At 74.8% G+C, this 26,161-nt stretch carries 22 protein-coding genes; 11 read left to right on the top strand and 11 right to left on the bottom strand.

Annotated features, from left to right (window positions below):
- Positions 1-60: 60 nt before the first annotated feature.
- Positions 61-1,200, bottom strand: coding sequence for a substrate-binding domain-containing protein (locus BLR33_RS26165; RefSeq protein ID WP_093787070.1), 1,140 nt, complete (start codon positions 1,198-1,200; stop codon positions 61-63).
- A 195-nt stretch (positions 1,201-1,395) separates the two neighbouring features.
- Between BLR33_RS26165 and BLR33_RS26160 the strand changes: the two genes are divergently transcribed.
- Both BLR33_RS26160 and BLR33_RS26155 read left to right on the top strand, forming a co-directional pair.
- The gene (locus BLR33_RS26160; protein ID WP_245771672.1) at positions 1,396-2,481 is read left to right on the top strand and encodes a LacI family DNA-binding transcriptional regulator; all 1,086 of its coding nucleotides are present in this window, start codon (positions 1,396-1,398) and stop codon (positions 2,479-2,481) included.
- Entirely contained in the window at positions 2,474-3,625 is a 1,152-nt protein-coding gene (locus BLR33_RS26155; RefSeq protein ID WP_093787068.1) for a carbohydrate kinase family protein, read from the top strand. Before BLR33_RS26160 ends, BLR33_RS26155 begins: the two co-directional genes overlap by 8 nt.
- Here BLR33_RS26155 and BLR33_RS26150 read toward each other — a convergent pair.
- The 3 genes from BLR33_RS26150 to BLR33_RS26140 form a co-directional block, all read right to left on the bottom strand.
- On the bottom strand, positions 3,528-3,932 hold the full coding sequence (locus BLR33_RS26150) for a winged helix-turn-helix transcriptional regulator (RefSeq protein WP_093787067.1): 405 nt from the start codon (positions 3,930-3,932) through the stop codon (positions 3,528-3,530). The two genes, BLR33_RS26155 and BLR33_RS26150, sit on opposite strands and share 98 nt — an antisense overlap.
- A gap of 174 nt (positions 3,933-4,106) precedes the next feature.
- Positions 4,107-4,676, bottom strand: a complete 570-nt coding sequence (locus tag BLR33_RS26145; protein WP_093787066.1) for an NADPH-dependent FMN reductase — start codon at positions 4,674-4,676, stop codon at positions 4,107-4,109.
- A 226-nt stretch (positions 4,677-4,902) separates the two neighbouring features.
- Positions 4,903-5,472, bottom strand: a complete 570-nt coding sequence (locus BLR33_RS26140; RefSeq protein ID WP_093787065.1) for an NADPH-dependent FMN reductase — start codon at positions 5,470-5,472, stop codon at positions 4,903-4,905.
- A gap of 300 nt (positions 5,473-5,772) precedes the next feature.
- Between BLR33_RS26140 and BLR33_RS26135 the strand changes: the two genes are divergently transcribed.
- Entirely contained in the window at positions 5,773-6,759 is a 987-nt protein-coding gene (locus BLR33_RS26135; RefSeq protein WP_093787064.1) for a YhjD/YihY/BrkB family envelope integrity protein, read from the top strand.
- Positions 6,760-6,844: 85 nt separating this feature from the next.
- Here the strand turns inward: BLR33_RS26135 and BLR33_RS26130 are convergent, their stop codons facing one another.
- On the bottom strand, positions 6,845-7,558 hold the full coding sequence (locus tag BLR33_RS26130; protein ID WP_093787191.1) for an SDR family NAD(P)-dependent oxidoreductase: 714 nt from the start codon (positions 7,556-7,558) through the stop codon (positions 6,845-6,847).
- 86 nt (positions 7,559-7,644) lie between these two features.
- On the opposite strand from BLR33_RS26130, the gene BLR33_RS26125 reads away from it, so the two are divergent.
- Entirely contained in the window at positions 7,645-8,484 is an 840-nt protein-coding gene (locus tag BLR33_RS26125) for a helix-turn-helix transcriptional regulator (RefSeq protein ID WP_093787063.1), read from the top strand.
- Positions 8,485-8,583: 99 nt separating this feature from the next.
- Here BLR33_RS26125 and BLR33_RS26120 read toward each other — a convergent pair whose 3' ends face one another.
- Positions 8,584-9,984, bottom strand: a complete 1,401-nt coding sequence (locus BLR33_RS26120; protein ID WP_245771671.1) for a pyridoxal phosphate-dependent decarboxylase family protein — start codon at positions 9,982-9,984, stop codon at positions 8,584-8,586.
- 193 nt (positions 9,985-10,177) lie between these two features.
- Here BLR33_RS26120 and BLR33_RS26115 point away from each other — a divergent pair, with 193 nt between their 5' ends.
- The 4 genes from BLR33_RS26115 (at position 10,178) to BLR33_RS26100 (ending at position 14,298) form a co-directional block, all read left to right on the top strand.
- Positions 10,178-10,408, top strand: a complete 231-nt coding sequence (locus BLR33_RS26115) for a hypothetical protein (RefSeq protein WP_093787061.1) — start codon at positions 10,178-10,180, stop codon at positions 10,406-10,408.
- Positions 10,409-11,118: 710 nt separating this feature from the next.
- The gene (locus tag BLR33_RS26110; RefSeq protein WP_093787060.1) at positions 11,119-12,387 is read left to right on the top strand and encodes a hypothetical protein; all 1,269 of its coding nucleotides are present in this window, start codon (positions 11,119-11,121) and stop codon (positions 12,385-12,387) included.
- Between the two features lie 232 nt (positions 12,388-12,619).
- Complete coding sequence (locus BLR33_RS26105) at positions 12,620-13,378, top strand: LmeA family phospholipid-binding protein (RefSeq protein ID WP_093787059.1); 759 nt, start codon at positions 12,620-12,622, stop codon at positions 13,376-13,378.
- Between the two features lie 104 nt (positions 13,379-13,482).
- Entirely contained in the window at positions 13,483-14,298 is an 816-nt protein-coding gene (locus BLR33_RS26100; RefSeq protein WP_093787058.1) for an SAM-dependent methyltransferase, read from the top strand.
- Positions 14,299-14,379: 81 nt separating this feature from the next.
- On the opposite strand, the gene BLR33_RS26095 is transcribed toward BLR33_RS26100, so the two are convergent.
- Together BLR33_RS26095 and BLR33_RS26090 are read right to left on the bottom strand one after the other, a co-directional pair.
- Positions 14,380-15,282, bottom strand: coding sequence for a helix-turn-helix domain-containing protein (locus BLR33_RS26095; RefSeq protein ID WP_093787057.1), 903 nt, complete (start codon positions 15,280-15,282; stop codon positions 14,380-14,382).
- A gap of 159 nt (positions 15,283-15,441) precedes the next feature.
- Positions 15,442-15,678, bottom strand: coding sequence for a DUF397 domain-containing protein (locus tag BLR33_RS26090; protein ID WP_176930501.1), 237 nt, complete (start codon positions 15,676-15,678; stop codon positions 15,442-15,444).
- A gap of 205 nt (positions 15,679-15,883) precedes the next feature.
- On the opposite strand from BLR33_RS26090, the gene BLR33_RS26085 reads away from it, so the two are divergent.
- Positions 15,884-16,432: an ATP-binding protein gene (locus tag BLR33_RS26085; protein ID WP_093787056.1), complete on the top strand. Its 549-nt coding sequence runs from the start codon at positions 15,884-15,886 to the stop codon at positions 16,430-16,432.
- Between the two features lie 292 nt (positions 16,433-16,724).
- Here the strand turns inward: BLR33_RS26085 and BLR33_RS26080 are convergent, their stop codons facing one another.
- Positions 16,725-18,908: an alpha-galactosidase gene (locus BLR33_RS26080; RefSeq protein ID WP_093787055.1), complete on the bottom strand. Its 2,184-nt coding sequence runs from the start codon at positions 18,906-18,908 to the stop codon at positions 16,725-16,727.
- 491 nt (positions 18,909-19,399) lie between these two features.
- Positions 19,400-21,547 (bottom strand): fibronectin type III domain-containing protein, encoded by a 2,148-nt coding sequence (locus BLR33_RS26075; RefSeq protein WP_093787054.1) that lies wholly within the window; start codon positions 21,545-21,547, stop codon positions 19,400-19,402.
- A 498-nt stretch (positions 21,548-22,045) separates the two neighbouring features.
- On the opposite strand from BLR33_RS26075, the gene BLR33_RS26070 reads away from it, so the two are divergent.
- The gene (locus BLR33_RS26070; protein WP_093787053.1) at positions 22,046-23,200 is read left to right on the top strand and encodes an ROK family transcriptional regulator; all 1,155 of its coding nucleotides are present in this window, start codon (positions 22,046-22,048) and stop codon (positions 23,198-23,200) included.
- Between the two features lie 452 nt (positions 23,201-23,652).
- The gene (locus BLR33_RS26065) at positions 23,653-24,798 is read left to right on the top strand and encodes an aromatic ring-hydroxylating oxygenase subunit alpha (RefSeq protein WP_245771670.1); all 1,146 of its coding nucleotides are present in this window, start codon (positions 23,653-23,655) and stop codon (positions 24,796-24,798) included.
- Positions 24,799-25,333: 535 nt separating this feature from the next.
- Here the strand turns inward: BLR33_RS26065 and BLR33_RS26060 are convergent.
- Positions 25,334-26,053, bottom strand: a complete 720-nt coding sequence (locus tag BLR33_RS26060) for a hypothetical protein (RefSeq protein WP_093787051.1) — start codon at positions 26,051-26,053, stop codon at positions 25,334-25,336.
- Between the last annotated feature and the right edge of the window lie 108 nt (positions 26,054-26,161).

Below are 26,161 nucleotides of genomic sequence, written 5' to 3'. Positions count from 1 at the left end.
GGACGTGCGGGTACGCCGGGCCGGCGGCGGGCGGGGCAGCGCCCGGCCGCGCGGTGCCGGTCAGCCCCAGCAGGTGCCGGCGCCGGCCGACGGGGAGGTGACGCTGACGCCCGTGACGGGCTTCGCGGCCACCAGCGCGGTGCCGGTGTCGTAGAAGGTCTTGCCGTGGGTGGCACTCGGCTTGGCGCCGCCGCGGGCCAGCTTGGCGATCGCGTCCACCCCGAGGGAGGCCATCTTGCCCGGGTACTGCACGGCGTCGGCGGTGAACTCGCCGCCGGCGACGAGCTTCAGGCCGGAGCAGCTGCCGTCGATGGCGTACAGGGCGACCTTGCCGGCCTTGCCCGCGGCCTTCAGCGCGTTGTAGGCGCCTTGTGCGGCGGGCTCGTTGATGGCGTAGACGACGTTGATGCCCGGATTGGCCGACAGGCAGTTCTCCATCGCGGTGCGGCCGCCGTCGATCGCGCCCTTGGTGGGCTGGTGGCAGGCGATCGTGTACGAACCGCCGGAGTAACGGCCGGACTTGGCCTCCTTGGCGTTCTGCGTGGTGCTGCGCGGGTCGATGCCCATGCCCTGCAGGAAGCCGTGGTCGCGGTCGATGTCGACCGAGACCACCTGGTCGTTGAAGAGGTCGAGCATGGCGATCACCGCCGGCTTGCCCGCCAGCGCGGCCGCCGCGTACTGCCCGTCGAGCCGGCCGGCCGCGGTGTTGTCGGTGGCGTAGGTGATGTCCGCGACGCTCGCCGGGTTCGTCGCGGTGTCCAGGGCGATGACGAACAGCCCTGCCTGCTTGGCCCGGTTGAGCGCGGCGTTCACCGCGTCGCCGTTGGTGGTGATGAGGATGCCCTTGTCGCCGCGGGCGATGGCGTTGTCGATCGCGGTGATCTGGGTCTGGGTGTCGCCGTCGCTGGTACCGGCGGCCACGGTCAGCTTGACGTTGTCCTTGGCCGCCGCGGTCTTGGCGTCCTTCTCCATCGATACGAAGTACGGGTTGGTGAGCGTCTTGACGATCAGGGACACCCCGACCGAACCGCTGCTCCCGCCCGAACCGCCCGCCGCGGAGGAGCTGTTGCCCGACGAGGAATTGGAGCCGCAGGCGGCGAGCGCGGCGGCCAGGCACACCGCCGTCGCCGCCATGGCGGCGCGCGGGCGGTGCCGGCCGGCACGGGTGGCCGTGGTCACGCAGTGTGCAGAGATCTTCATCTCGTAACCTTTCCGGTACTGTCGCGACCCGACCTGAGACAACGTGGTCTCGACGTCAGGGTGGCGTTCATGACAAAGTGCCGTCAAGGCGCGGTTCGAAGTGTGGAAGTAACGAGTCGGTAACGCAACTGCCAGTGGGAGACAACGATGCCTGAGGGCAGCTCAGAACAACCGAAGCGGCCGAACCGCCCCACGATGCGCGATGTCGCGCTGCTCGCCCGGGTGGCCCCCAAGACCGTGTCACGCGTGGTCAACGGCGTGCCCACGGTCGATCCCGCGATGGCCGCGCGGGTCCGCGAGGCGGCCAGGAAGCTGGGCTACCGGCCCAACCTGACGGCCAGCAGCCTGCGTCGCGGCGACGGCCGCACCCGCAGCATCGGCATGTTGGTGGAGGACGCGGCCAACCCCTACTCGGCGGCGCTGATCCGCTCGGTCGAGGACATCGCGCGCGAGCGCGGCGTGCTGGTGCTGATCGGCAGCCTGGACGAGGACCCGGCGCGCGAGCGGGAGTTGGCGCAGGAGTTCATCGACCGGCGGGTGGACGGCCTGGTGGTGGTCCCCGCCGGCCAGGACCAAGGCTACCTGCGGGCCGAGCAGCAGGCCGGCACCTGCGTGGTGTTCGCCGACCGCGAGCCGCGGCTGCTGGAGGCCGACGCGGTGGTCTCCGACAACCGGGAGAGCGCGGTGACCGCCGTACGGCACCTGATGGCGGCCGGCCACCGGCGGATCGGCTACCTCGGCGACCTCGCCTCGATCACGACGGCCGCCCAGCGCCTCGACGGCTACCGGCACGCCCTGGAGGTGGCCGGGCTCCCCGTGGCCGACGCCCTGATCCGGCAGGACCTGACGACCGAGCAGGCCGCGGTGGCCGCCACCCGGGAGATGCTGGCGCTGCCCGAGCCACCGACCGCGCTGTTCACCAGCCAGAACCTGGTCACGATCGGCTGCAGCCGGGCGCTGCGCGAACTCGGTATGCAGGACCGGGTGGCCATGGTCGGCTTCGACGACTTCCCGCTCGCGGACCTGCTGCGGCCGGGTATCTCCGTGATGGCGCAGGACGTCGAGGCGATCGGCACCCTGGCCGCGCGGATCCTCTTCCGCCGCCTCGACGGCGACCGGACGCCCCCGGCCACCACGGTCGTGCCCACCCGGCTGATCGCCCGCGGCTCCGGCGAGATCCCCGTGGCGGCCGCGCTCGCGGTACCCGCGGCGGCGGTCGAGCCGCCGGCCCCGGAACCGCCGGCGGCCGCGGCCCGCGCGGAAGGGGCCCTCGATGTCTGAGCAGGCACCCGCCGCCCCGCCCGCGGACCGGCCGGCCGTGTCCGTGCGCCCGCCGGCCGACCCCCCGGCCCCGCCGGCGCCGCTGCTCACCGTGATCGGCGAGGCGCTGGTGGACCTGGTGCCGCTCGCGGCCGCCCGCACCTTCGAGGCGCGGCCGGGCGGCAGCCCGTTCAACGTGGCCCTGGGGCTGGCCCGGCTGGGGCTGCCGACCGCGCTGATGGCCCGCCTGGCCGACAACGCCTTCGGCCGCATCCTGCGCCGGCACGCCGAGGCCGAGGGGATCGACCTGTCGGCGTCGCCCGCGGCGGTGGAGCCCACCACACTGGCCGTGGTCTCCATGGACGCCCAGGCGCGGGCGAGTTACGACTTCTACGAGCAGGGCACCGCCGACTGGCAGTGGACCGCGCAGGAGGCGGCGCGGGTGCCCGCGGGCACCGCCGTGCTGCACCTGGGCTCGCTCGCCTCCTGGACCCCGCCTGGCGACCGGCACCTGCACGACGCCGCCCTGCGCATGCGGCGGCGCGGCGGGGTGCTGGTCAGCTACGACCCCAACGTCCGGCCCGGGTTGATGGGCGATCCGGCGCGGGCCCGGGCCGCGGTCGAGCCGATGGCCGCGGCGGCGCACCTGGTCAAGGCGAGCCGCGAGGACGTGGAGTGGCTCTACCCCGGGGGTATGGAGGAGGCGGCCGAGCGGTGGCTCACGCTGGGCGCGCTGCTGGTCGTCGTCACCGACGGGCCCGACGGCGCCCACGCCTTCCGGCCGGCCCTGCCCCCGCTCACCCGGCCGGGCCGCGACACCGAGGTGGCCGACACCGTGGGCGCGGGCGACGCGTTCACCGCGGGGCTGCTGGGCGGGCTGGTCCGGCGCGGCCTGCACACCCCGGCCGCGCTGCGCGGCGCCGCCTCCGCGCGGCTGGCCGCGGCCCTGGACGACGCGGTGCTGGTCTCCTCGCTGACCTGCGAGCGGGTGGGCGCCGACCCGCCGGCGCTGTCCGCGGGCCGCGCGCCCATGGCGGACACCCCGCTGACGCCTGCGGACCTGTGCTTCAGGGACGTAGCGGGCGGCCCGTCGCCGGATCGAAGGGACCGGGACCGGGATCGCCCGCCCCCGGCAGCGGCACCCAGCGGTGCGACCAGGCCGTGACGGCCGCCAGCACCGGCTCCAGCTCCAGCCCCTTCTGCGTGAGGTGATACTCGGCCGGGGCGGGGCCGGGCGTGCCGCCCGGCCCCGCCCTGCGCTCCAGGAGCCCGTTCTCCTCCAGGGTGCGCAGCCGCTGGGCGAGCATGGTGTCGCTCAGGCCCGGCACGGCCGCACGGATGTGGGCGAAGCGGTGCTGACCGGTGAAGACCGCCCGGATGATGGCACCCGTCCACCGCCCGCCGATCAGCTCGATCGCGGTGTGGAAGCGCTCGCACACCTGGTGGATCGCGACGGCTTCCCCGGTCGTCATGGTGATCCCCGTTCGACTCGCCGGGGCGCGTGCGGCCGCACGCGCCCCGGTCCGATTCTCTCAGGTTCCCCGCGGGCGCTCCCCCGTCCTCCGATGGTCCCTGACTGCCTCCCGGTGGTCCTGCGGGTCTCCCCCGGCTCCCCGCGTGACCGTCGGCGGCCTGCCGCCCCTCCCTCAGGCCTGGCGCAGCGGGCGCAGCGTCGCCTCGACGCGGACCAGCTCGTCCAGCATCGCCTTGGCCGAGGAGACCATGATCTCGTTCGGCCGCACCTGCTGCTCCTCGTCGAGGAACTCGAAGACGAAGGGGATGTTCACCGCCTCGACGACGGGCGTCATCTTCACCGCGGTGACCACCTGCTTGACCATCTGGAGCGCGCGGGTGCCTGCGGCCACCCCGCCGTAGCTGACGAAGCCGACCGGCTTGTAGAGCCACTCGTTGTGCAGGTAGTCGATGGCGTTCTTCAGCTCGGCGTTGTAACCGTGGTTGTACTCGGGCATCACGAACACCAGGGCGTCCACGCCGGCGATGCGGGCGCTCCAGTCCTTGGTGTGCTGGTGGGTGTACTGGCCCAGGCGCGGGTGGCTGGGCTCGTTCATGAAGGGCAGCGCCACCTCGGCGAGGTCGATCAGGTCCACCTCGGCGAACCCGCCGTGCGTGCGCGCCTCCCCCTCGAACCACTGGGCCACCGGCAGCCCGATCCGGCCCGGCCTGGTGCTCGCCACAATGATTCCCAGCTTCGCCATTCTCTGCTCCTTCTGCGGCCGGCGCCTCGACGCCCGGCCGGCGGGCCCGGACCGCCGAACCCCTGCGGGCCGGCGGAAGATCGCACTAAGGATAACTGAGTGCCAAGCCGGTCCGTCGCCGGGCCCCGGTCCGCCGCGGCGTCCGCACATGGCCGAACCCAGGCGGCGGGTACGGGAGGCGGCCGGCACCGGCCGCTCCCCGCATCCACCCGCCGGGCCAGGCGCGTCACGCCGCATAGGGGCGGGCGGCCCGGGCGTCGCGCAACGCGACGGCCCACCAGACCAGTTGGTCGAGCAGCGTCTTCGACGCCACCGTGCACCCGTCGTCGGTGGGCTCGCCGTCGGCGTCGAAGACGCCCGCCGTGCTCTGGAAGCTGACCGTGTCGCGGATGGAGACGGCGTGCAACTCGGCGAAGACCAGGCGCAGTTGCTCCACCGCGCGCAGTCCCTGGGAGATGCCGCCGTAGCAGACGAAGCCCACCGGCTTGGCCTGCCACTGCGGCCGGTGCCAGTCGATGAGGGCCTTGAGCGGGGCCGGGAAGCTGTGGTTGTACTCGGGGGTGACGACGACGAAGGCGTCGGCGTCGTCGAGCCGGCGGCTCACCGGATCGACCCTGCCGTCGTCGCCGGCCGCCAGCGCCAGGTGCAGGTCGTCCTCGGCCAGGTCGATGACGTCCACGTCGAGGTTGGCGAACTGGCGGGCCTGGCCGACGAACCAGCGGGCCACGGTCGGGCCGAAACGCCCCGCGCGGGCACTTCCGACGATCACGGCGACGCGGACGGGATTCTGGGACATGGCGGTCCTGTTCCTCTCGGTCGTGCCGAATGCGGCTTGGGTGATATCCGGGCGCACTAGAGCGCCGCTCGCGCCGCTGCCGCCGGGGCTGCTCCCGGATCCCGGCCCGCGGTGGCCCCGCGTACGCCTTCGGCACGCCACACCGACCGGGGCGTTCGGGTGAAGCTCCGGCCAGAGGTCGGCCGGACCCCTGATACCCGGACGGGACACAAGGCACACAGGAGACAATCACCGCATAATTCCTTGCGGGCCGGTGCGCTGGGTGCCGCACCCGGCCGTCTTCCTCGCGGCGGAGGTCCCATGGCGACGGCGGTGCCGCCCGATCGGGGCGGGCGGGGGCTGTGGGCGCGGCTGCGGGGCGCCGCGGCGGACGGCCGCCACCGGGCGCTCGCGCTGCGGCACCTGGCTGAGCGGCGCTTCCCCGTGCTCACCGAGCTGACCGCGCGGCTGCTGTCGGTGAACCTGCTGGACGCCGCCACCCGGCTGGCCGCCCAGCTGTTCCTGACCGCGGTGCCGTTCGTCTTCGTGGCCGCCTCCTTCGCCCCCGAGAGCGTGCGCACCCATCTGGCCGACTCCGCGCACGACCTGTTCGGGCTCGACGGCGCCTCTGAGGACCAGCTGCGCCAGGTGTACGCCGCCGGCGGCACGGACACCGAGACGGTGCGGCAGACCACGGGGGCGATCGGCGTGGTCGTGGTGCTGCTGTCGGCCACCGCGAGCAGCCGGGCGATGGCGCGGGTCTGCGAGCGGGCCTGGCGGCTGCCGCGGGCGGGGGCCCGGCTGGTGGCCTGGCGCTGGTTCGCCTGGATCGCGGCCTGGGTCGCCATCCTCGTCCTGCAGGGGCCGTTGCGTACCGGCCTGGGCGCGGGCACCTGGCTGGGTGTGCCGCTGCTGTTCGTCGGCGACGTGGGCGTGTGGTGGTGGACGCAGCACCTGCTGCTGGGCGGCCGGCTGCCCTGGCAGCCGCTGCTGCCCGGCGCCGTGCTGTCCGCGGTGGCCATGACCGCCCTGTCGGTGACCGCGCACCTCTACATGCCGACCGCGCTGAACCGCAGCCTGGCCACCTACGGGCCGCTCGGCTCGATCTTCACGCTGCTGTCCTGGCTGATCGCGATCTGCGCGGCCCTGACCTTCACGATCACGGCGGGCGCCGTCCTCGCCGAGGAGCCCCCGCTGTCCCGCAGCCTGGGCACACCGGCGGCCCTGCGCGCATACCGCCGCCCCGGGCGGACCGACGGTGGGGCGGAGGGTGGGACGGACAGCGGGACGGAGCCCGGCGAGGAGTGAGGGCTCCGCCCCGCTCGGGCCCGCGCTCGGTCACCGCTCGGCCCGCCCGTACGTCGAGCGGTCACCGGCCCACGGGCTCACCGCCTCACCACGGCATCGGCGTGCCGTCCCAGGAGAAGAATCCGCCGGTCGGGCCGTCGTCGGGCAGCAGCGCGAGGCGGACCGCGCCGGCCGCGCCCTCGGCCGGGTCGCCGTCGCTCGCGGCCGCGCGGGCGTTGAGCCCGGTACGGCGCAGGCCGGGGGCGAGCGCGTTGACCTTGAAGCCCTCGCCGGCCAGCTCCAGGGCGTAGAAGACGGTCAGCGCGTTCAGCGCCGTCTTCGAGGAGCGGTAGGCGGCCGCGCCGCCGGTCTGCGGGAACCGCGCGTCCGGGCCGATGCTCCAGGCGAGGGACCCGGTGCCGGAGGAGACGTTGACGATCCGCGGGGCCGGCGAGCGGCGCAGTGCGGGCAGGAAAGCGTTGGTGACGGCGACGACGCCGAAGACGTTCGTCTCGTAGGTCTGCCGGAAGCTGTGGACCGCCGTCACGCCCGGCGTGCCGTCGCCGACCATCACGCCGGCGTTGTTGACGAGGATGTCCAGCTGCCCGACCTGGGCGGCGGCCTGCTCGATGGCGGCCTCGTCGGTGACGTCGAGGACCAGCGGCCGCGCGCCGGAGCCGATCTCCTCGGCGGCCTGCCGGCCGCGTTCGGCGTCGCGCGCCCCGACCAGGACGGTGAGACCGGCGGCCGCGAGCTGCCGGGCGATCTCCTTGCCGATGCCCTTGTTGGCACCGGTGACCAGTGCTGTGGAAGTGTTCATGGTGTCGACGATGCCGCCGGCGGGCACGGGCGGCCAGGGACAACCTGTACCAGGCTGGACGGCCGGCGGGCCGAGGAGGTGGCGGGATGGCACGCGTGGAGCTGGCGCGCTTCCTGCGGGAGCGGCGCGAGGAGCTGCGGCCGGAGGCGGCCGGGCTGACCGGGCGGGACGGGACGCGGCGGCGCACGCCCGGGCTGCGCCGCGAGGAGGTCGCCGCCCTGGCCCATGTGTCGGTGGACTACTACGTGCGCCTGGAGCAGGCCCGTGGACCGCGCCCCTCCGCCCGGGTGCTGGACGGCCTCGCGGTGGCGCTGCGCCTCGGGGCGCCCGAGCGGGCCCACCTCTTCCGCCTGGCCGGGGTGGCCCCGCCGCCGCCCGCGGTGCCGGCCCGGCGGGTCCGGCCCTACGTCGTGGACCTGCTGCACCGGATGCCGCTGACCGGCGCGGTGGTCACCGACGCCGCGTACGACGTCGTGGCCTGGAACCCGCTCGCCGACGCGCTGCTGGGCGGCCTTGCCGCGGAGCCCAACCTGGCCCGGCGCCGCTTCCTGCGGGGTGGGCAGCGCAGCGGCTCCGGCCCCGAGGAGTTCGCCCACTACGCGGTGGCGCGGCTGCGCGCGTCGGCCGACCGCTACCCCGGCGACCCGCGGCTGGCCGGCCTGCTCGCCGAGCTCCGCACGGGCAGCGAGGAGTTCACCCGTATCTGGGACAGCAACCCGGTCCGCGCGCCCGGCCACCGCAGCAAGACCCTGGCCCACCCCGAAGTCGGCCCGCTGCGGGTGGACTGCGACGTGCTCCCCCTCCCGGAGGACGACCAGCAGGTCGTCTTCATGACCGCGGAGCCGGGCACGCCGGCGGCCCGCGCCCTCAAGCACCTCAGCGAGCGCGGGAGCCCGCACGGAATGCCACCGACCGCCTGCCACTGAAGGCCCCCTGCCGGGTCCGAGCAGCCGCGCCGGCTCGGCCGGGAGGTCCGCGACGACCCGAACGAGGGGGCGAGCCGGGCATCCTGGGCCGACCCGCCCTCAGACCGCAGCGGCCGCCGCCTCCAGCGCGGCCGCGGCCCGCCGGGTGTCCTCCGCCGTCGTACGCCAGTTGCTGAAGGCAGCGCGCAGCGCCGGGGTGCCGTCCAGTGTGGTCGGGGTGAGGAAGACCTCGGGCGCGGCCTTGTCCGCCAGGGCGGCGAGCCGTTGGGCGGTGGGGTCCTCGGCGAGGGTGAGGCAGACGACGTTCAGCCGGACCGGGGCGAGCAGCCGCAGCCGCGGGGCCGCCTCGACCGCCCGGCCGAGGTCGCGCGCGCGGGCCACGCAGCGCTCCACGATCTCCCGGTGCCCCTCGGAGCCGTAGGCGTGCAGGGCGAACCACGCGGCCAGGGCCCGCATCCGGTGGGAGTTCTCAGGCGTGAGGTGGACCAGGTCGGGGATGTCGCCGAGCGGGCCGAGGTAGGCGGCGGCGTTCTGGAAGACGCGGGCCTGCAGGTCGCGGCGGCGGGTGAACTGCACAGCGCTGTCGTAGGGCACGTTGAGCCACTTGTGCAGGTCCACGCAGACCGAGTCGGCGAGGTCGAGGCCGGCCACGAGGTGGGCGTGCTCGGGCGAGAGGGCCGCGAAGGCGCCGAAGGCGCCGTCCACGTGGAGCCAGAAGTCGTACCGCTCACGCAGGGCGGCGACCGCCCGCAGGTCGTCGAAGTCCACCGTGTTCACCGTGCCGGCGTTGGCCACCACGACGCAGGGCCCGGACGTCTCGCGCAGCGCTGCCTCCAGCGCGGCGGGGTCCACCGCCTCGCGGCCGGGCAGGGTCGGCACGGCGACCAGGCTGCGGCGGCCCAGGCCCAGCATGGACAGCGCCTTGCCGACGCTGGAGTGCGGGCTGCCGGAGAGCACCCGCACCGGGCCGAGCGCGTGCGCGCCGTCGTCGCTGGGGCATACCCCGAGCCGTTCGCCCAGCCACTCACGGGCGACGGCCAGGCCCACCGTGTTGGACATCGTGGCGCCGCTGACGAAGGCGCCCTCGTGCGCCGCCGAGAGGCCGAACATCTCGCGCAGCCAGCCGGCCGTCTCGCGTTCGAGGTCCTGGCCCGCGGGGTCGAGGGCGCTGTTGGGGTTCTGGTCGTAGGCACCGGTGAGCCAGTCGCCGACCAGGGCGGCCGGGGTGACGCCGCCGGTGACGAAGCCGAGGTAGCGCGGGCCCGCGGCGGCCGACATGCCGGGCGCCCACCGCTCGGTGAAGGCGGCCAGCGCCGCGCGCGCACCCGAGCCGTGGCGGGGCAGCGGGAGCGGTTCGGGCGCCGCCCGGCCGGGCACCACCGCGCGCTCGTCCAGCCCGGCGAGGAAGGCGGCCGCGTGGTCGCGTGCGGCGTCCAGCAGGCCGGGCAGGGCGGCGAGGTCGGCGTCGAGCGGGGAGGGCTGGGCAGGCAGGGCGGGCACGGCCGGGCTCCGTTTCACAGTGTCGGGAACCGGCCACGCTAGACGGCCGGCAGCCGCCGCACCCGGGCCAATCGTACGGAGGTGGCCCGGCTGCGCCGCGTGCGTCATCAGGGTTCCGGTGCGCCGCGCCCCCGGGCGGACACGCGCCTCACCCTACTCGCACAGGCGTTCGAACATGTGCCAGAATCCAGCCATGCACGACTTCCCCGAGGACCTGGTCCAGGCCCAGCGCGACTGGTACGCCACCTACCGCGAACTGGCCGCGAGCGCCGGCACGGGCTCGCGCACGACCGTGCTGCGACGCCGGCTCGTCCGGCTGTCGGTGCGCATCAGCGCCCACCCGTACTGGGCCTCCCTCCCGGGCGGCGCCCCAGCCGCACGCATGCACCTGAAGGAACTCTCCTGGACCGAACCAGCCCCCTGACTACCGAACCGAACACCCCCGCGACCGCGCCAGGACCGAGCACCGGCAGGTATCGGCCCCCGCTCCCGGCCGCCGGGGCGGGCCCGCTCGGGCCGACTCGCACGAACGCCCCGCGGAAGGGCCCCACGGCCACTGCGCGGCCGAGCCCGCCACCGCCGAACAGCCCGGAATCAGCACCGGATCACGGACCTACGCCCTCAGGGCCCACCCGCGCAAAACGCCACCGCCGACTCTCCGGGCGCGCGGCCACGCGAACCGTTCTCACCAGCGACGGAAGTACCCGCACCAGACCGCGAACTGCGCCCCCGAACCGCCCCGCCGAACGACCCCACGCCCACCGCGCAGCGGACCGATGCCGGACACTCCCGGACCGACAGCGGGGTCCGGGCCCCGGCCCGGTCGCGGGCGCGGGCGAGGGCGGCGCGACATACCGCTCGCCCACCCCGCCCGGCCCCGCGCAGCGGCCCGCCGCCTCGCCGCAACCCGCCCGACACCGAACCGTGATCTCACCCGTCACATCCGCACCACCCGCGCCGCCACGCCACCGACACCGGAGAGCGCTCTCTGTACGGGTTGACACGGCGGGCACGCGGGCCTCAGGGTACGTCGTACGGCTTCAAGAGAGCGCTCTCAAAGGGGAAGCGCTCCCGGCCCGCGTGCGCCGCGAGCCGCCCGGCAGGGGAGGCCGTCCAGAGGTGGGGGCGTACGCCATGGCGTCGAGCAGAGCCGCAGACACGGGAGTTGCCGAGCACCGCGCCGCAGGCGGCCTGCTCACCCGCCCGCCGCTCGCGGCCGCCCTGGCCACCGCCGTACCGGCCGCATCCGCCGCGCACTCCCCCGTCCGCCAACAGCCGCGCGCCGAGCCCGACTTCGGCCCGAACGTGCGGGTGTTCGGCCCCGGCGGCCCCGCCGTGGACATCGCGGCGGCCCTGGCCGCGGCCGAGCGGTCCGGCAACCCGTACACCGTGCTCCTGCGGCCCGGCGGCTACGACACGGATCTCCGGGTCGGCTCCTGCACCTCGGTGTACGGCCTCGGCCCGCACCCGGACGATGTGACCGTCACCGGCGCCGTACGGTGGGCGGGCGAGGACAGCGCGCCCGACGATTCCTGGTGGCCGGCGGAGAACCTGACATGCGCGGAGGTCGGGGGCGTCCGCCCGGGAGCGGCCGTACCCGCGCGCCGGGTGCACCTGCGCGGGACCCACTCCTCGCCCGCCGGCCCCGGCCACCGCCCGGACGGCCCGCCGGCCGCCGCCCCGGCCGGCGGGCCACCCAGCCGCGAGAAGCCGTTCCTGTACTTGGACGAGGCCGGCGGCTACCGGGTGTTCCTGCCCGCCCTGCGGCACGCGGGCGCCGGACCCACGGGGGGCGGCGGGCGGCCGCACGGCTCCTCGGTGCCGCTCGACCGCTTCTTCGTGGCCCGCCCGGGCGACTCGGTCCGCGCCCTCAACAAGGCGCTCTCCCAAGGGCGTCACCTGCTGCTCACCCCGGGCGTCCACCGGCTCGCCGGCACCATCAGGGTCAAGTGGGCGGGCACGGTGGTGCTCGGCCTGGGTCATACGGTGCTCACGCCGCTCCAGGGCGCGGCGCCGATGACGGTGGCCGACGCCCGCGGGGTGCGCATCGCCGGGCTGCTCTTCGACGCGGGGTCCGCCGAGCCGCCGGTGCTGCTGGAGGTCGGCGCCCGGCGAGGTGGGCGGACCGACCCGCGCGAACCGGCGTCCCTGCACGACGTGTTCTTCCGCGTCGGCGCCGCCGGGCCCGGCCTGGTGGTCAACAGCGACAACGTACTGCTGGACCACGTGCGGGCCTGGCCGGCCGGCCCGGGAGCGGCGCCCGGCGTCGTCGTCCACGGCGACCATGTGCGGGCCACCGGCCCGTTCGCGGCGGACCTCCCGCGGGACGGGGTGCTCGCGGACAGCAGGCCGGGCCGCACGGTGGTCCGGAGCGAACCGTCCCCCTCCCAGGGGGCGGTGTGAGCGACCACGCGGCGGCCCGCACCGGCCGCACCACCCGGAGCGCGGCCGCCGCGCCCGCCGACGGGGTGCGGTGCCCGGTGGGTTGACCGCGTGGCCCATGGGGGTGAGGGGGCGCTGCCGTGGGGGCGGCGCCCCCTCACGATCGCCGGGGCTCCCCCGGGCTGTCCCGCCTGCGGCCCCGTCCCACCGCCGGAAAGGGGGCGGGGCCCGTGCGCATGGTTAGGCTGTCGGCGTGTCCGATGTGCCCAACCGCCCGATACGCCGGTTCCCGCCGCTGCGGCGCAAGCCGCTGGTCGTCACCGCGAGCGCCCTCGCGGGTGCGTGCGTGCTCGCGCTGCTCGCCGACGTCGCCCTGGAGCACACCGCGCGCGAGCGGATCGTCCGGGCGGCCGCCTGCAAACTGCGGCCGGCCGGGCGGGTGTCGGCGCGCCTGGACGGTTCGCTTGCGGGGCTGCGGCTGCTGACCGGCGAGGTCGGCTCGGTGCACATCGAGGCCGAGGACGTCCGCCGCCAGGGGATGGACTTGTCGGTCGCCGCCGACCTGTACCACGTGACGACCAAGGGCCGGACCAGCGGCGGCACCGCCACGGCCACCCTCAGCTACGCCGCGCTCGGCAACCGGATCGGCGACGGCATGGCGGGGCTGCGGCCGCAGTCCGACGGGCACGGCGGGCTGCTGCTCACCGGCACGATCTCCGGCGTCCCGCTGCCCGTCACGGTGCACACCGGCCTCACCGCCGCCGGCGACCGGCTCACCGTCACCCCCACCGACGTCTCGGTGCTCGGCGAGGACTTCCCCGTGGCCCACCTCGCGGCGAATCCGACCACCTCCCGGCTCGCCGGCAAGCTCGCCCCGCGCACCGTGGCGATCCCCCAGCTGCCCTCGGGGGTGCGGCTGACGGGAGTTCATACCGCCCCGGACGGCGTAGAGTTGGCCCTCTCCCTGCCGCGTTCCATCGCCGGGGCCGGCAACTCCACGTGCGCAGCGTAACGACCTGTGCACTCCTCTGTACCGGGCGGTCGCGGCTCCCTAGGATGAGGGGCGCTTCGCAATTGCAGCACTACGCACAGTTCCGAGATGTCTAGAGGGGCCCTATGAGCAACGGGGACGCATCGCTGTCCGACAAGATCGACGTGACGGTGCCGAGCGTGGCCCGCATGTACGACTACCTCCTGGACGGGAAGGACAACTACCCGGCCGACCGGGGCGCCACCGAGGCACTTCTCGAACAGGTGCCGAGCATGAAGGTGCTGGCGCTGAACAACCGCCAGTTCCTGCGCCGGGTGGTGCGGGTGCTCGCCGAGGACTACGGCATCCGGCAGTTCGTCGACCACGGCTCGGGCCTGCCCACCCAGGACAACGTGCACGAGATCGCCCAGCGCATCCACCCCGACGCCCGGGTCGTCTACACCGACAACGACCCCATAGTCCTGGCCCACGGGCGGGCGCTGCTGGAGCAGAACGAGAACACCGCGGTCCTGCAGGCCGACTTCCGCGACACCGAGAGCATCTGGTCCAGCCCCGAGGTGCGGCGGCTGATCGACCTGAACGAGCCGGTGGCCGCGCTCTTCGTGTCGGTGCTGCACTGCATCAAGGACAAGGACGACCCGGCCGGCGTGGTCCGGCGGGTGCGCGACAAGCTGCCCGCCGGCAGCTTCCTGGTGGTGTGCCAGCTGGTCAGCGAGGACGCCGATGTCCGGCGCGGGGTCACCGAGTTCATGGCCGAGTCCACCGGCGACACCTGGGGCGAGGTGCGCGAGCCGAGCCGGCTGAAGGAGTTCCTGGCGGGCACCGAGATCATCGAGCCGGGCCTGGTCGAGGTCTCCACCTGGCGCGCGGACAACGAACTGCGCCTGGAGCAGCCGAGTTACGAGTGGATCGAGTACGGCGGCGTGGGCCGTATCGTCTGATCCGCGAGCCCACACGCGAGGGGCGCCGCCCGAGACCAAGCGGTCTCGGGCGGCGTCCCTCGCGTGTGGGCTCGGCGGGCGCTACCGGTAGTGCTTGAGGGCGTCCTCCAGCATCGCGCGGCTCTCGGCCGGGGTCGCCGCCAGCGCGCTCAGCTCGTCCAGGGCGGCGCGGTAGCGGTCCAGGTCCTCCAGCCGGTCGAGGTAGACCGCGCTGGTCATGTGCTCCAGGTACACCACGTCGGGCAGGAAGCCCTGGGCGAAGCGCAGGTAGGTGACGGCGGCGCCGGGCGTGGCCGCGGCGCTCGCCTCGTAGGAGGCGATCTGCAGCCGGACGCCGGGCCGGCGCAACACCTCGATGAGGTAGGTGAGCTGGTCGTACATCACCTGACGGCCGCCGACCGGGCGGTGCAGCACGCCCTCGTCGATGAGCGCCCACAGCACGGGCGCGCCGGGCTCGGTCATCCGGCGCTGCCGCTCGCGGCGCAGGGCGACGCGCTGCTCGACCTCGCGCGGTGGGGCGAGCCGGTGGCCGCTGAGCACGACGGCCTCGGCGTAGGCGGGGATCTGCAGCAGGCCGGGCACGAACTGGGTCTCGTAGGTGCGGATCACGTGGGCGTCGCGCTCCAGGCCGATCAGCCCCTGCAGCCAGTCGGGGACGACCTCGCCGTAGGGCTGCCACCAGTCGGGGCGGGCGGAGCGCTCGACCATGTGGATGATCTCGGCGCGTTCCTTGGGGTCCACGCCGTAGAGCGTGAGGAGGTCCTCCACGTCGCGGGTCTTCAGCGTGACGTGGGCGGTCTCCATGCGGCTGATCTTGGACGCGTGCGCCCTGATGTGCCGGCCGGCCTCCACAGGGGCCAGGCCGCGGCTCTCGCGCAGGGCGCGCAGATAGTTGCCGAGCACCCGGGACATGGCTTTCGCGCCCATGTCGGGTCGGCGCTCAAGCAGGTGTATGGGCGAGACGAGCTGCGGCGACGCGGGCATGCGGGCTCCCAACAAATACTGGACGGGCCAGTATTGCACCCGGGAGCCCGCTTTGGCCGCTCGATGATGCTGTTTATCGGACGACTTCGGCAGGTGGCCCGTGAACGGCCGGCCGAGCCGGGCCGGCACAGGCCGAAAAAGGGCCGGTACCGGAAAGGATCAGCCGGTGAAGGCGTCGAAGTCGCCGTCCTTGGCGCCCTCCACGAAGGCGGTGATCTCCGCGCGGGTGTAGACCAGGGCCGGGCCCTCGGGGTGGCGGGAGTTGCGCACCGCGATGTCGCCGCTGGGGAGCTGCGCGACCTCGACGCAATTGCCGCTCTGGTTGCTGCGGCCGCTCTTGATCCACTGGACCCCGTCGATCGCGCCGGCCGGCATCCCGTTGTCGAACTGCTGCACCACGCCTCACTCCTTCGTGGAATCTGCGGACTCCGGCCCTCCGCCGGCGCCTCGCGGGTCACGATAGTTACAGGAGTACCCCTCGCACACGTGCTGATGCAATTTCCAATGCAATTGCAACACTTGGCGGCCGTGAGGGGTACTGTCGGTTCCCACGTGACTCGATGTGTGCGTGCGCCAAGCGCGCTCTGAGGGGTGAACAGGATTGACCGCCCAGTCGTCGCAGGCCGGGGCCGCCTACCCGGCGGGGCGCCGGGTCCCGCCCGCCGAGCGGGACTTCGGCCCGCTGGACGCCTTCCTGCGCTCGGCACCGGTCGAGCAGGCCGCCGAGGGGGGTTTCGCGGCGCTGCGGTTCGACGCCAGCCCGGACAGCGTCACCGGCACCCGCCGCTTCCTGCGCTCCACCCTGACCGGCTGGCAGCTGGCCGACCTGGTGGACGACGCCGCGGTGGTCACCGCCGAACTGGTCGCGAACGCCGTGACGCACGCCCTGCGCGGCCCGCTCACCCCCGCCCGCGGGTCCTTCGGGGAGGCCGCCTGGCTGGCGCTGCTGCGGATGGACCATGCTGTGGTGTGCGCGGTGGCCGATCCCAGCCCCGCGCTGCCCGCGATGCACGAGCCGGAGCCCTTCGCCGAGTCGGGCCGGGGCCTGCGGATCGTCGCGGAGCTGAGCGAGACCTGGGGTCACGAGGCATCGCCCGGGCCCGGGTCGGCGGGCAAGACCGTATGGGCGCGACTGGCCAGCGGAAGGTGATGGGGGCCTCCGCTTCGGGCGTGCCCGGAGGGACCGCACGTGGGGTTCCACCGGGCACGCCCCACAGGTGGGCGGGACGGCGGCACGGCTCAGGGGGCCGTACCGCCGCCCGTCGGCCGACTCATGCTCACCGGCGGACCGCTTCCCCGTCGGTGGCTGCCGGGCGGGCAGTGGACGCCCGCCCGGCTGGAACGCTGCCGAGGGGCGCGCGGACACCCGCGCGCCCCTCGGGCCCGCACCAACCCGCACGGCCGTCCGGCCCTGGCGCCTTCAGGCCGCTCCTGCCCGCCCGCTACCCGTGCGCCCGCACCTCGATCAGCAGCGCCTGCTGCGGGTTGAGCGTCGGCATCGGCAGTCCCGCGGTCGCCAGGACCGCGCCCGGCAGGTCGATCCAGCCCCAGACGGCCCGCTCCAGCCAGGCCGGGCCGCCGGTCTGGTGCAGCGAGGGCAGCCCCAGCTCGGTGCGCACCCGCAGCCGGTAGCGCCCGGCGCCGTCAAGGCCCGGCAGCCGCACCCGTCCTGACTGGCCCTCGGGCGAGGTGGTCAGGCGGGCCCAGCAGTAGAGGGCGGCCGAGCCGTCGGCTGCGACCACTCCGTGCAGCAGCCGCGCCTGGTCCTCCAGGTCGGCGCGCACGGTCCGGCCGGAGTGCAGCAGCGGCCGCAGCTCGCGGTAGAGGGCGCTCCAGGCGGTCAGCCGCGCGATCTCCTCCGGCGGGCAGGCGGTGAGGTCCTGCTCGATGCCGGCGTGGCCGAACAGCGCGGTGGCCAGCCGGAAGGAGTCGGCGGTGACGCGGGCGGTGGTGTGGCTGGCCGCGGCGCCGACATGGGTGCCGACGAGTTCGGGCGGCAGCAGCTGGCCGGTCCAGCGCTGCACGGCCTGCCGCTCGACGGGGTCGTTGCAGTCCGAGGGCCAGACCCGGTCGGTGCGGGCGAGGATGCCGAGGTCGATCCGGCCGCCGCCGCTGGCGCAGCTCTCCACCTCCAGGCCGGGGTGGCGTGCCCGCAGGCCGTCCAGCAGCCGGTAGAGCGCCTCGACCTGGACGTGCCCGGCCGGACGGTCGCCCGGGGCGTGCACGGCCTCGTGCACCTCGCGGTTGTGGTCCCACTTCAGGAAGGCGATGCCGTACTCGGTGACCAGGGCGTCCAGCGCTGCGGCCACGTAGGCGTGGGCGTCCGGGTGGGCGAGGTCCAGCGCGTACTGGCTGCGGGCGGAGGGGCCGAGGCCGGTGGCGGGGCCGAGCACCCAGTCGGGGTGGGCGCGGGCGAGTCCGGAGTCGAGGTTGACCATCTCCGGCTCCACCCAGAGCCCGAAGTCCATGCCGAGCGCCCGTACGTGGTCGGCGAGCGGGCCGAGGCCCTGCGGCCACACGGCCGGGTCCACGCTCCAGTCGCCGAGGCCGGCGGCGTCGGAGCGGCGGCCGGTGAACCAGCCGTCGTCCAGGACGAACCGCTCGACGCCGACCTCGGCGGCGCGCTCGGCCAGCCGCATCAGCCGCTCCTGGTCGTGGTCGAAGTACACCGCCTCCCAGCTGTTGAGGACCAGCGGGCGCGGGGTCCGCGGGTGGTCCGGGCGGGCGCGCAGCAGGGCGTGGAAGCGGCCGGCGAGCCCGTCGAGGCCGGCGTCGGACCAGGCGAAGTGGCTGACCGGGGTGGTGTAGGACTCCCCTGGCGCGAGGCGGATCTCGCCGGGCCGCAGCAGCTCGCCGCCGCCGAGCACGCCCGCGTGCACGCCCGCGCCCTCCGGCAGTTGCTCGGCCAGGTAGCGCTGGTCGCCGCTCCAGGCGACGTGTACGGCCCACACCTCGCCGCGGGCGAAGCCGAAGCCGGCCTCGCCGGCGACCAGCAGGTAGGGCGAGTCGACGCCGGGCTTGCCGCGGCGCACGTCGCGCGCGTGCGTGCCGTGGGTGAACGGGCGCGACTGCGGGCTGCGTTCACGGCTCCACTTGCCGGTGAAGTCCAGCAGTTCGGTGGCGCGGCGGGGCAGCGGCAGCAGGGTGAGCGCCTGCGCGAGGTCGTAGGGGGCGGCGCCGGCGCCCTCACGGCGGGTGAGTTCGGCCTGGACGGCGAGGACGCCGGAGGGCGCGAGGCGGTAGGTGAGGGCGACGTCGAGGCCGTTGCCGTCGTCGGCCAGCCGTACGGTCAGCTCGCCGCCGCCGTCGGGGTCCTCGCGGTGGTCGGCGCCGCTCAGGCGCAGCCGGGGGGCGGCCGCGGTGCCGTCGAGGTGGCCGGCGTGGGCGGGGGTGCCGGACCAGCCGTCGGCCTCGGTGGGCCACAGGGTGAAGCGGCGGGGGATGTCGACGGAGTTGTTGAGGACCGCGGGCTCGGCGGTCAGGGCGAGCGCGGCGAGGTCGGCGCCGGTGAGGTCGCCGAGGTCCGCGCCCCAGTGCAGGACTCTGGGCACCGGCTCTGCGAGTTCGACGGCGAGGCAGGTGCCGGCCGCACGCAGGACCGTGGTCCGCGCGGGGGTGGAGGGCATGCGGAGTCCTTTCGAGTGTCCGGGCGGGCAGGCCCGCGGCCGGACCGGGCGGTGGCCCGGCCGCGCTCGGCCGGGCCACCGGATGCGGTGGTCGGATCAGCCCTTCCCGAGCAGGTCCTCGCTCCTGCTCCGCATCCGGGCGAAGACCCTGTCACCCTTCCCGACGGCCCGACGTACGCGCAGCGCCGAGGAGCGCCTCACCCGGTGCGGCACCACCGCCGTGACCAGCGGGACCAGGGTGCCCGGCACCACCGCGAGGACAACGAAGCAGAATCAAGCAGGCGGTCGCCGGCGGGCAGCGCCGGAAGACGTCGTCGTGGTCGCGGCGGCGCGCTCGGTGTTCCGGCGGCGGCCGCCGGGGCGGCCGTGGCGGCCACCGTGCCGGCGCCCCCCGGCGACGGCACGGCCGGCGTCGGATGGGCGTCCCGCGGGGTGACCGCCACGGCACTCTCCTGCGGTCGCAGGGGACCGGATCGGGTGGTGCGGGTGGGTCAGACGGTGATCTTGTCGATGTCCGACGCGTAGTCGTTCGGGTTGCCGAAGCCGATCGTGTTGCTGCCGGCCTTCAGCTGGACGGGCACCGTGATGGACTGCGCGGCGCCCCAGTTGTTGTCGTTGCTGCCCGGCAGCGGCAGCTGGAACGAGCTGCCGTCGACGGTGACGACGGCGGTGCGGCCCGAGGAGCCGTCGACGTAGTCGATCGTGAGCAGGTAGGTGCCGTCGGCCGGGGCCTTGACGCCGTTGAACGTCAGGCTGTTGCCCCCGCCGCCGAGGTTGCCGACCTTCTTGCCGCCCGAGCAGCCGGAGCAGTCGCCGACGCTCGCGCTGCCGGTGAGGGTGTTGCCGGACGCCTCGGCCTCGTAGCCGGCCGGTCCGCCGGCCGCCGGGGTGGTGACCGACACGGCCTTGCCGGGCTGGGAGGTACGGCCCTTGGCGTCCTTGGCGACGACCGTGAAGGTGTAGCCGGTGCCGGCCTGCAGCCCGTTGACGGTGGCGGTGGTGCCGGTGGTGGTGGCGACGGCCTTGCCGCCGGCGTAGACGGTGTAACCGGTGGTGGCCGAGCCGGAGTTCACCGGCAGCCAGGCCAGCGAGACGCTGCCGGCGGTGTCGGCGGTGGCGTGGACGTCCAGCGGGGTGCCCGGGCCGTTGCCGGTCTTCTGCGGGGTGAGGGTGAACAGCCGCGAACCGTGCGGGGCGAGGTTCTCGGTGATGTGCCCGGAGGCGCTGCCGAGGTTCTTGTGGCTCCACAGGTCGCGCACCGCGACCTTGCCGGAGATGCCCAGGTCGGACAGGTCGGCGGTGACGTCGCTGTAGCCGGCGCCGAGGTTGAACAGGGCGACGGTGTAGCTGCCGTCGGCGTTGCGGGCGTACCAGGTCTGCTGGTCGGTGGCCTGGCTGACCGGGCGGGCAGGGTTGCCGGCCTGGTCCACGCCGATGACCTCGTCGTTGGTGAGCAGCGACAGGCCGTAGGGGTCCAGGTGGGTCAGGTCGTCACCGGAGAACAGCGGGGCGGACTCGATCGCCCAGAAGGTGGCGTAGCTCTGCCGCTCCACGTCGGTCAGGCCGTCCATGGGGCCGACGCCGACGTCGAGGGAGTCGAGGTTGTTCCAGTGGCCGGGGCCTGCGTCGCCGATCCACTGCACGACGTCGTTCCACCGCTGCTTGACGGAGTTGTTCCAGGTGACCAGCGTGTTGCAGTAGCACTCGACGTCGGTGTCCACCCGCCATCCGTTGGAGTTGGCCTTCCAGGTGGCGGCCTGGGCGTGGCTGAGCGACCAGGACAGCGTCAGCTGGATCGGCCGGCCGGTGGCCTGCAGGGCGGTGTGCCACGCCTTGATGTCGGCGGTGTTGTCGTGTGCCGCGTCGCCCTGGTTGGAGCCGGGGCCGACACCGTCGATCTTGAGGAAGTCCACACCCCAGGAGGCGAGTTCGTCGGCCTCGGACTGGATGTACTTCGCTGTGCAGGGGTTGGCGAAGTTCAGCTGGTAGGAGACGTCGTCCCAGCCGCTGGTCTTGCGCAGGTCGGGGTAGACGATGTCCTTGGTGGTGCAGCCGGGCGCGCCGTAGATCGGCGTCTTACCGTCGTTGTAGTAGTCCTGGTACAGGCCGACGGCCAGGTAGACGCCGAACTTCAGCCCCTTGGCGTGGAGTTGGTCGCCGAGGTACTTCATGCCGTGCGGGAACTTCTTCAGGTCCGCGGTCGGCCGGGCGTAGGCGTCGGAGACGTTGTGGCCGTTGTCGACGTTCCAGCCGGCGTCCACGTTGACGTAGTCGTAGCCGTGGGACTTCAGCTTCGAGGCCACGATGTCGGCCTGCTGCAGCACATGGGCCTCGGTGAGCCAGTTCTCCCCACCGTAGCCGGGGAAGTTGGTGGACTCCAGGCTCCAACTGCTCCAGCCCATGTAGGGCTTGGCCGCGAGCACCGAGGAGTCGCCGGACCCGTGGGACGCGACGGTCTGCGCGGAGCCCTGGGCCGGGACGCCCGTGTGGGCCGCGGCGGACGCCGAGGCGGGTACGAGGAGCGCGGCCGCGAGGGCGCCCGCGGTCACCGCGGGCAGGGCGAGGGTGCGCAGGACTCCGCCGCGGCGGGCGGGGGTTCTGAGCTTGACGTGCGAAAAGGGTCCTGCTGGACGAGCCATGGGGTAACTCCATCTCGGCGCCGGGGCGCGGCCGGGCCCGGGAGGGACCCCGCCGTGCCCGCGCACGGTCGACCGCCTTGGGGACAAGGGGATGTGCAGGTTCTCGTCGGACGGGCAGGGGCTTGGCCTGCCCGTGGTGCCGTGCCCTCGGTGGCGGTCGTCCCGGAACACCACCGAGGGAGTCTGCGCGGCCGCGGGGAGGCCGGCCGCGTCTCCGCAGGGGCGGTTACCGGCCGCCCCGGTGCGGAAGTGCGGCGAATGTAGCCAGAGTTTCCTTCCAGCGTCAACATATTCGACAGCGGAAATCCACTGCTTGGGGAACCGCAGGGCCAGGACAGACTCGCCATGCACCCGCGCCGATGCCGCCACGTGAGCGTCACATCCCACCACAGGACGGGCTTTGCGCGACGAAGAGAGCGGATCACCGGGTCCACTTGTGGCCCGGACCGGGTTGCGGCGGCACTTCCTTAGTTTCCGCCGGAAATGTAGTGTCCGGTCATGACGCTCGCCGACCAGCCCCCCGCGGCCGCACTGGTCTTCCAGACCCTGCTCGCCCACGGCCCGCTGACCCGCGCGGAGGTCGGCCGGCGCACCGGCCTGTCGCCCGGCGCGGTGACCAAGGTGGCGACGCCGCTGCTGGCCGACGGCTGGATCGCCGAGCTGGGCCGCCCGGCCGTCGAGCGGTCCAGCGGGCGCCCGGCGACGCTGATCGCGGTCCGCCCGGAGCGGGCCCGCTTCGCCGGGGTGAAGGTGACCGGCGACGAGTTGATCGGCGTGCTCGCCGACCTCACCGCGCAGCCGCTGGCCACCGCCCGCGCCCCGCTCGGCTCGCGCGACGTGGGGACGGTGGTGCTCGCCATCGCCCGCCTGGTGGCGGCGCTGCGCGCGGAGGCGGGCGCCGAGCAGGACGGCGCCGTGCACAGCGTGGGCGTCACCATCTCCGGCGATGTGGACGGGCAGACCGGCACCGTGCAGTTCTCGCCCTTCCTCGACTGGCGCCGGGTGCCGCTCGCCCAGCTGGTGGAGACCGCCACCGGCACCCCGACGGTCATCGAGAACGACGTGCGGGCGCTCACCGTGGCCGAGCAGTGGTTCGGCGCGGGCGTCGGCCTGTCGTCCTTCGCGCTGGTCACCGTGGGCGCGGGCATCGGCTGCGGCATCTCGATCGGCGGCCGGGTGGTCTCGGGCGCCCACGGGGTCTCCGGGGAGGTCGGACATCTGCCGGTCGGCGGCTCCGAGCGGGTGTGCACCTGCGGCAACACCGGGTGCGTGGAGGCCGTCGCCTCCTCCCACGCCATCACCGAGCAGGCCCGGCAGGCCGCCGGCGAGCCCGCCCTGACCATCGACGACGCGGTGCGGCTCGCCCACGGCGGCGACCCCGCGGTGCGCGCGGTCTTCGCCCGGGCCGGCCACGCCCTGGGCCTGGCGCTGGCCTCGGTCGCGAACCTGATCGGTCCCGAGCGGATCATCATCTCGGGCGAGGGCGCGTCCTCCTACGACCTCTACGAGGACCAGATCCGCCAGACCTTCGCCGCCCACGCCTTCGGCGCCGCCGCCGACTGCGACCTCGTGGTGCGCCCGCTCCCCTTCGAGGAATGGGCCCGCGGCGGCGCCGCGGTTGCCGCCCAGCGGCTGTTCGCCCCGGTGAAGTAGCGGGCAGCGATTCCGCCGCGCTGCGGCGAGGCCCGGCCGCACGGCCGGGGCGGGCGGATGAACGGGCGATCTGCCGGCTGGTCGGCAAGCCGGTCGGAGCCAGGGCAGCAGGTGGTCGGGGAGCCGACCGACGCCGGGCCGACCGGCCGGTCAGCCGGACGCGCAGGCGGATGAGCAGGGCGGGCGACCGGCCGGGCAGCGCCGGGCGGCCAGGCGGTCGGGGCCGGCCGAGCGGAGCCGGATGGAGCGGTAGGTGGCAACCGGCGCGTCACCCGGCCCGGCCCGCGGCCCGGTGGCCGGTCGGTCACATGGCCCGGCACGCGGCCCTGCCCGCGGGCCCCCGTCCCCCGGGTGGGGCCGCTGCGGTCGACACCGCCGTGGGCGGGGCCGAGGCTGGGGGCACGTGCGCCGGTGCGGCCGCAGGGCGCCGACGAGCGGCGAAGGAGACGCAAGTGGCCGAGACAGCGACCGTCAGCGGCAGGGCGGCGGAGGACGCGCAGCAGCAGGATCTGCGCCGGGTCGGCATCCACCCCGACTTCTGGTATCCCGTCGCCACCTCACGCCAGGTGCGGCGCGGCACCGTCACCGCGGCGTCCTTCGCCGGGCAGCGCCTCGCGGTGTACCGCACGGCGAGCGGCCGGGTGCACGCGCTGGAGGACCGCTGCGCCCACCGGCAGGTGCCGCTGAGCATGGGCGTCGTCGAGGGCGAGGCGCTGCGCTGCTGCTACCACGCCTGGGCCTACCGCGGCGACGGCCGCATCTCGCAGATCCCCTACCTCCCCAAGGGCGCCGCCCGTCCGCCGCGCGGGGTGCGCTCCTTCCCGGTCCGCGAGGCGTACGGCCTGGTCTTCGCCTTCCCTGGCGACCCGGCCAAGGCGGAGACGGTGCCGCTGCCCGACCTGCCCGAGTACGGCGAGGGCACGCACGCCGCCATGCGCTTCTCGCGGACCGTGCGCTGCCACTACACGTTCATGCACGAGAACCTGCTCGACATGAACCACCAGTTCCTGCACCGCGGGGTGCTCGGCCGCATCCAGCCCACGCTGCTCGGCTACGAGACCGGCCCGGACTCGGTCGAGGCCCGCTACCTGTTCACGCCGGCCGGCGGCCGCAAGGACCGCGGCGCCGGGCTGCTCTCGCGCGAGGGGGTGGGCGGCGGGGACTCCCCCGACGTCGTCACGATCCGCACCGGCTACCCGTACCAGACGCTGCACGTGGTGCCCGAGGGCGCCGACCGGCCGGCCTTCCGGCTGTGGGCGGCCTACGTGCCGCTCGACGCCGAGCAGCGCACCTGCCACGTGCACGGTCTGCTGATGATCCAGAAGCCGCGCGTGCCCGGCGCGCTGCGCCTGGCCTGGCCGTTCATGCGCCGCTTCACCGAGCGCGTCTTCGCCGAGGACCGGATGGCGGTGGAGGCCGAGCAGCGCGCCTGGGACGAGCAGGGCGCGGACCACAACCAGGAGGTCTTCCCCCTGATCCTCGACCTGCGCACGATGCTCCGCTCGAACGGCGTCCCCCTCCCGGAGGCGGCGGCTCCCTGCGCGGACGGCGCTGCCTGCGCGGGTACGGCGCCGGAGCGCGCGGCGGTCACGCCGTAGGGGGACGCAGGCGGCACCGCGTGCCCGGTGAGACCGGCCACCGGCTCAGGCTCCACAGCACCACAGACGCGGCCCCCCCGGGTGGCGGGCACCCGCCACCGCCGCGGCAGCAGGTGCGCGGGGCCGACCCCAGGGTGGCGGGCGCGCGACGCCGACCGCTACGGCACCACACAGGCCGGGCCGACCCGTGGCCGACCGCGCTTCCCGCTACGGGTGCCCGCCCGCGGCCGGTGCCGGCAGCCCCGAGCGCAGGCCGAGTCGGCCGACCCCGTCACAGTCCTTGAGCAAGCGGCTCGGCCACGCCGCGGGCGCGCGGCACCCACGGGTCGGCCGATCACCCCGTAGCGCCCCACGCACCCGCCACCACGGCTCGCCCCGCCCTACGCGGGTCACCGTACGGGTGCCGGTCAGGTCGGGCGGTTGCACGCGCAGGCCGTCGCACGGCACCGCGCGGGTCGACCGATCAGGCCGTAGCCCCCGGCGGGCCCGCCACCAGGCTCGCCCCGCCCTACGGGGATCACCATACGGGTGCCGGTCAGGTCGGGCGGTTGCGGGCGCTGGCCGTGGTGGCGCGCAGGCGATCGGCGCGGCGGGTGACCGTGTCGAGGCGCGCGGCCAGGGCGGGGTGGCGGGCGGGCAGGTGCGGGGCCGTGGCGGTGAGGGGGGCGACCAGGCGGGCCGCGTCGTCGTGGGCGAGGGCGTCGCGCAGGTCGCGCAGGCCAGGACGGGCGGCCGGTGGCAGGTCGGTCAGGGCCGCGATCTCGCCCGCGAGCAGCCGCAGTTCGCCCGCGTTCTCCCGCGCCCAGGCGCTGACGCTGCGGTCGGCCGCGCGGCTGTCGCGGGTGGCCCGGACCCGCTCCTCGCCCGTGCTGCCCTCCTCACCGGGCCGCAGCCGCAGGTAGCGGCGCTCGGCGGCCTGGCGGCTGGCCACGCCGAGGGGCCCGGCGAGGTCGGCCCAACTCGCCCCGGCGGCCCGGGCGGTCTCGATCAGCCCGGTCTCCCAGCCGGCCAGCCGTTCGCGCACCTCGCGCAGCAGCAGCAGCGAGGCGAGAGCCTGGTCGCGGCCGACGGGCGGTCCCCCGACTTCCCGCTTCGCGCCTTCCCCGACTTCCCCGCCGTCCCTGCCTTCCCCGCCCGCCACGTCGCCCGCTGTGCGCAGCGCCGCCTGGATGCTCTCCAGGGCCGCCGCGGCGGCAAGGAAGGTGGCCGGGGCCGGCCGCGGCGGGCCGGACGGTGCGGCGTCGTCAGCCGTCATCGCGTACTCCCAAGCTCGTCGTCCAAAGGGTGACATCGCAAGTTGTCATCGAATGGATGACATGCTACAACGGAAACAGGTGAACCGCACGGCACCAACTGCCAGACG

The organism is Actinacidiphila guanduensis (assembly GCF_900103985.1).
In the GTDB taxonomy this organism is placed as follows: Bacteria; Actinomycetota; Actinomycetes; order Streptomycetales; family Streptomycetaceae; genus Actinacidiphila; species Actinacidiphila guanduensis.
This window is presented reverse-complemented; position numbering and strand designations above follow the sequence as displayed.

Excerpts from the sequence above, each read along its gene's own strand:
- BLR33_RS26095 (WP_093787057.1), bottom strand. The coding sequence starts at position 15,282 with ATGCCCGCGTCGCCGCAGCTCGTCTCGCCCATACACCTGCTTGAGCGC.
- BLR33_RS26135 (WP_093787064.1), top strand. The coding sequence starts at position 5,773 with ATGGCGACGGCGGTGCCGCCCGATCGGGGCGGGCGGGGGCTGTGGGCG.
- BLR33_RS26155 (WP_093787068.1), top strand. The coding sequence starts at position 2,474 with ATGTCTGAGCAGGCACCCGCCGCCCCGCCCGCGGACCGGCCGGCCGTG.
- BLR33_RS26115 (WP_093787061.1), top strand. The coding sequence starts at position 10,178 with ATGCACGACTTCCCCGAGGACCTGGTCCAGGCCCAGCGCGACTGGTAC.
- BLR33_RS26080 (WP_093787055.1), bottom strand. The coding sequence starts at position 18,908 with ATGCCCTCCACCCCCGCGCGGACCACGGTCCTGCGTGCGGCCGGCACC.
- BLR33_RS26125 (WP_093787063.1), top strand. The coding sequence starts at position 7,645 with ATGGCACGCGTGGAGCTGGCGCGCTTCCTGCGGGAGCGGCGCGAGGAG.
- BLR33_RS26160 (WP_245771672.1), top strand. The coding sequence starts at position 1,396 with ATGCGCGATGTCGCGCTGCTCGCCCGGGTGGCCCCCAAGACCGTGTCA.
- BLR33_RS26100 (WP_093787058.1), top strand. The coding sequence starts at position 13,483 with ATGAGCAACGGGGACGCATCGCTGTCCGACAAGATCGACGTGACGGTG.
- BLR33_RS26110 (WP_093787060.1), top strand. The coding sequence starts at position 11,119 with ATGGCGTCGAGCAGAGCCGCAGACACGGGAGTTGCCGAGCACCGCGCC.
- BLR33_RS26165 (WP_093787070.1), bottom strand. The coding sequence starts at position 1,200 with ATGAAGATCTCTGCACACTGCGTGACCACGGCCACCCGTGCCGGCCGG.
- BLR33_RS26145 (WP_093787066.1), bottom strand. The coding sequence starts at position 4,676 with ATGGCGAAGCTGGGAATCATTGTGGCGAGCACCAGGCCGGGCCGGATC.
- BLR33_RS26075 (WP_093787054.1), bottom strand. The coding sequence starts at position 21,547 with ATGGCTCGTCCAGCAGGACCCTTTTCGCACGTCAAGCTCAGAACCCCC.
- BLR33_RS26140 (WP_093787065.1), bottom strand. The coding sequence starts at position 5,472 with ATGTCCCAGAATCCCGTCCGCGTCGCCGTGATCGTCGGAAGTGCCCGC.
- BLR33_RS26070 (WP_093787053.1), top strand. The coding sequence starts at position 22,046 with ATGACGCTCGCCGACCAGCCCCCCGCGGCCGCACTGGTCTTCCAGACC.
- BLR33_RS26130 (WP_093787191.1), bottom strand. The coding sequence starts at position 7,558 with ATGAACACTTCCACAGCACTGGTCACCGGTGCCAACAAGGGCATCGGC.
- BLR33_RS26150 (WP_093787067.1), bottom strand. The coding sequence starts at position 3,932 with ATGACGACCGGGGAAGCCGTCGCGATCCACCAGGTGTGCGAGCGCTTC.
- BLR33_RS26060 (WP_093787051.1), bottom strand. The coding sequence starts at position 26,053 with ATGACGGCTGACGACGCCGCACCGTCCGGCCCGCCGCGGCCGGCCCCG.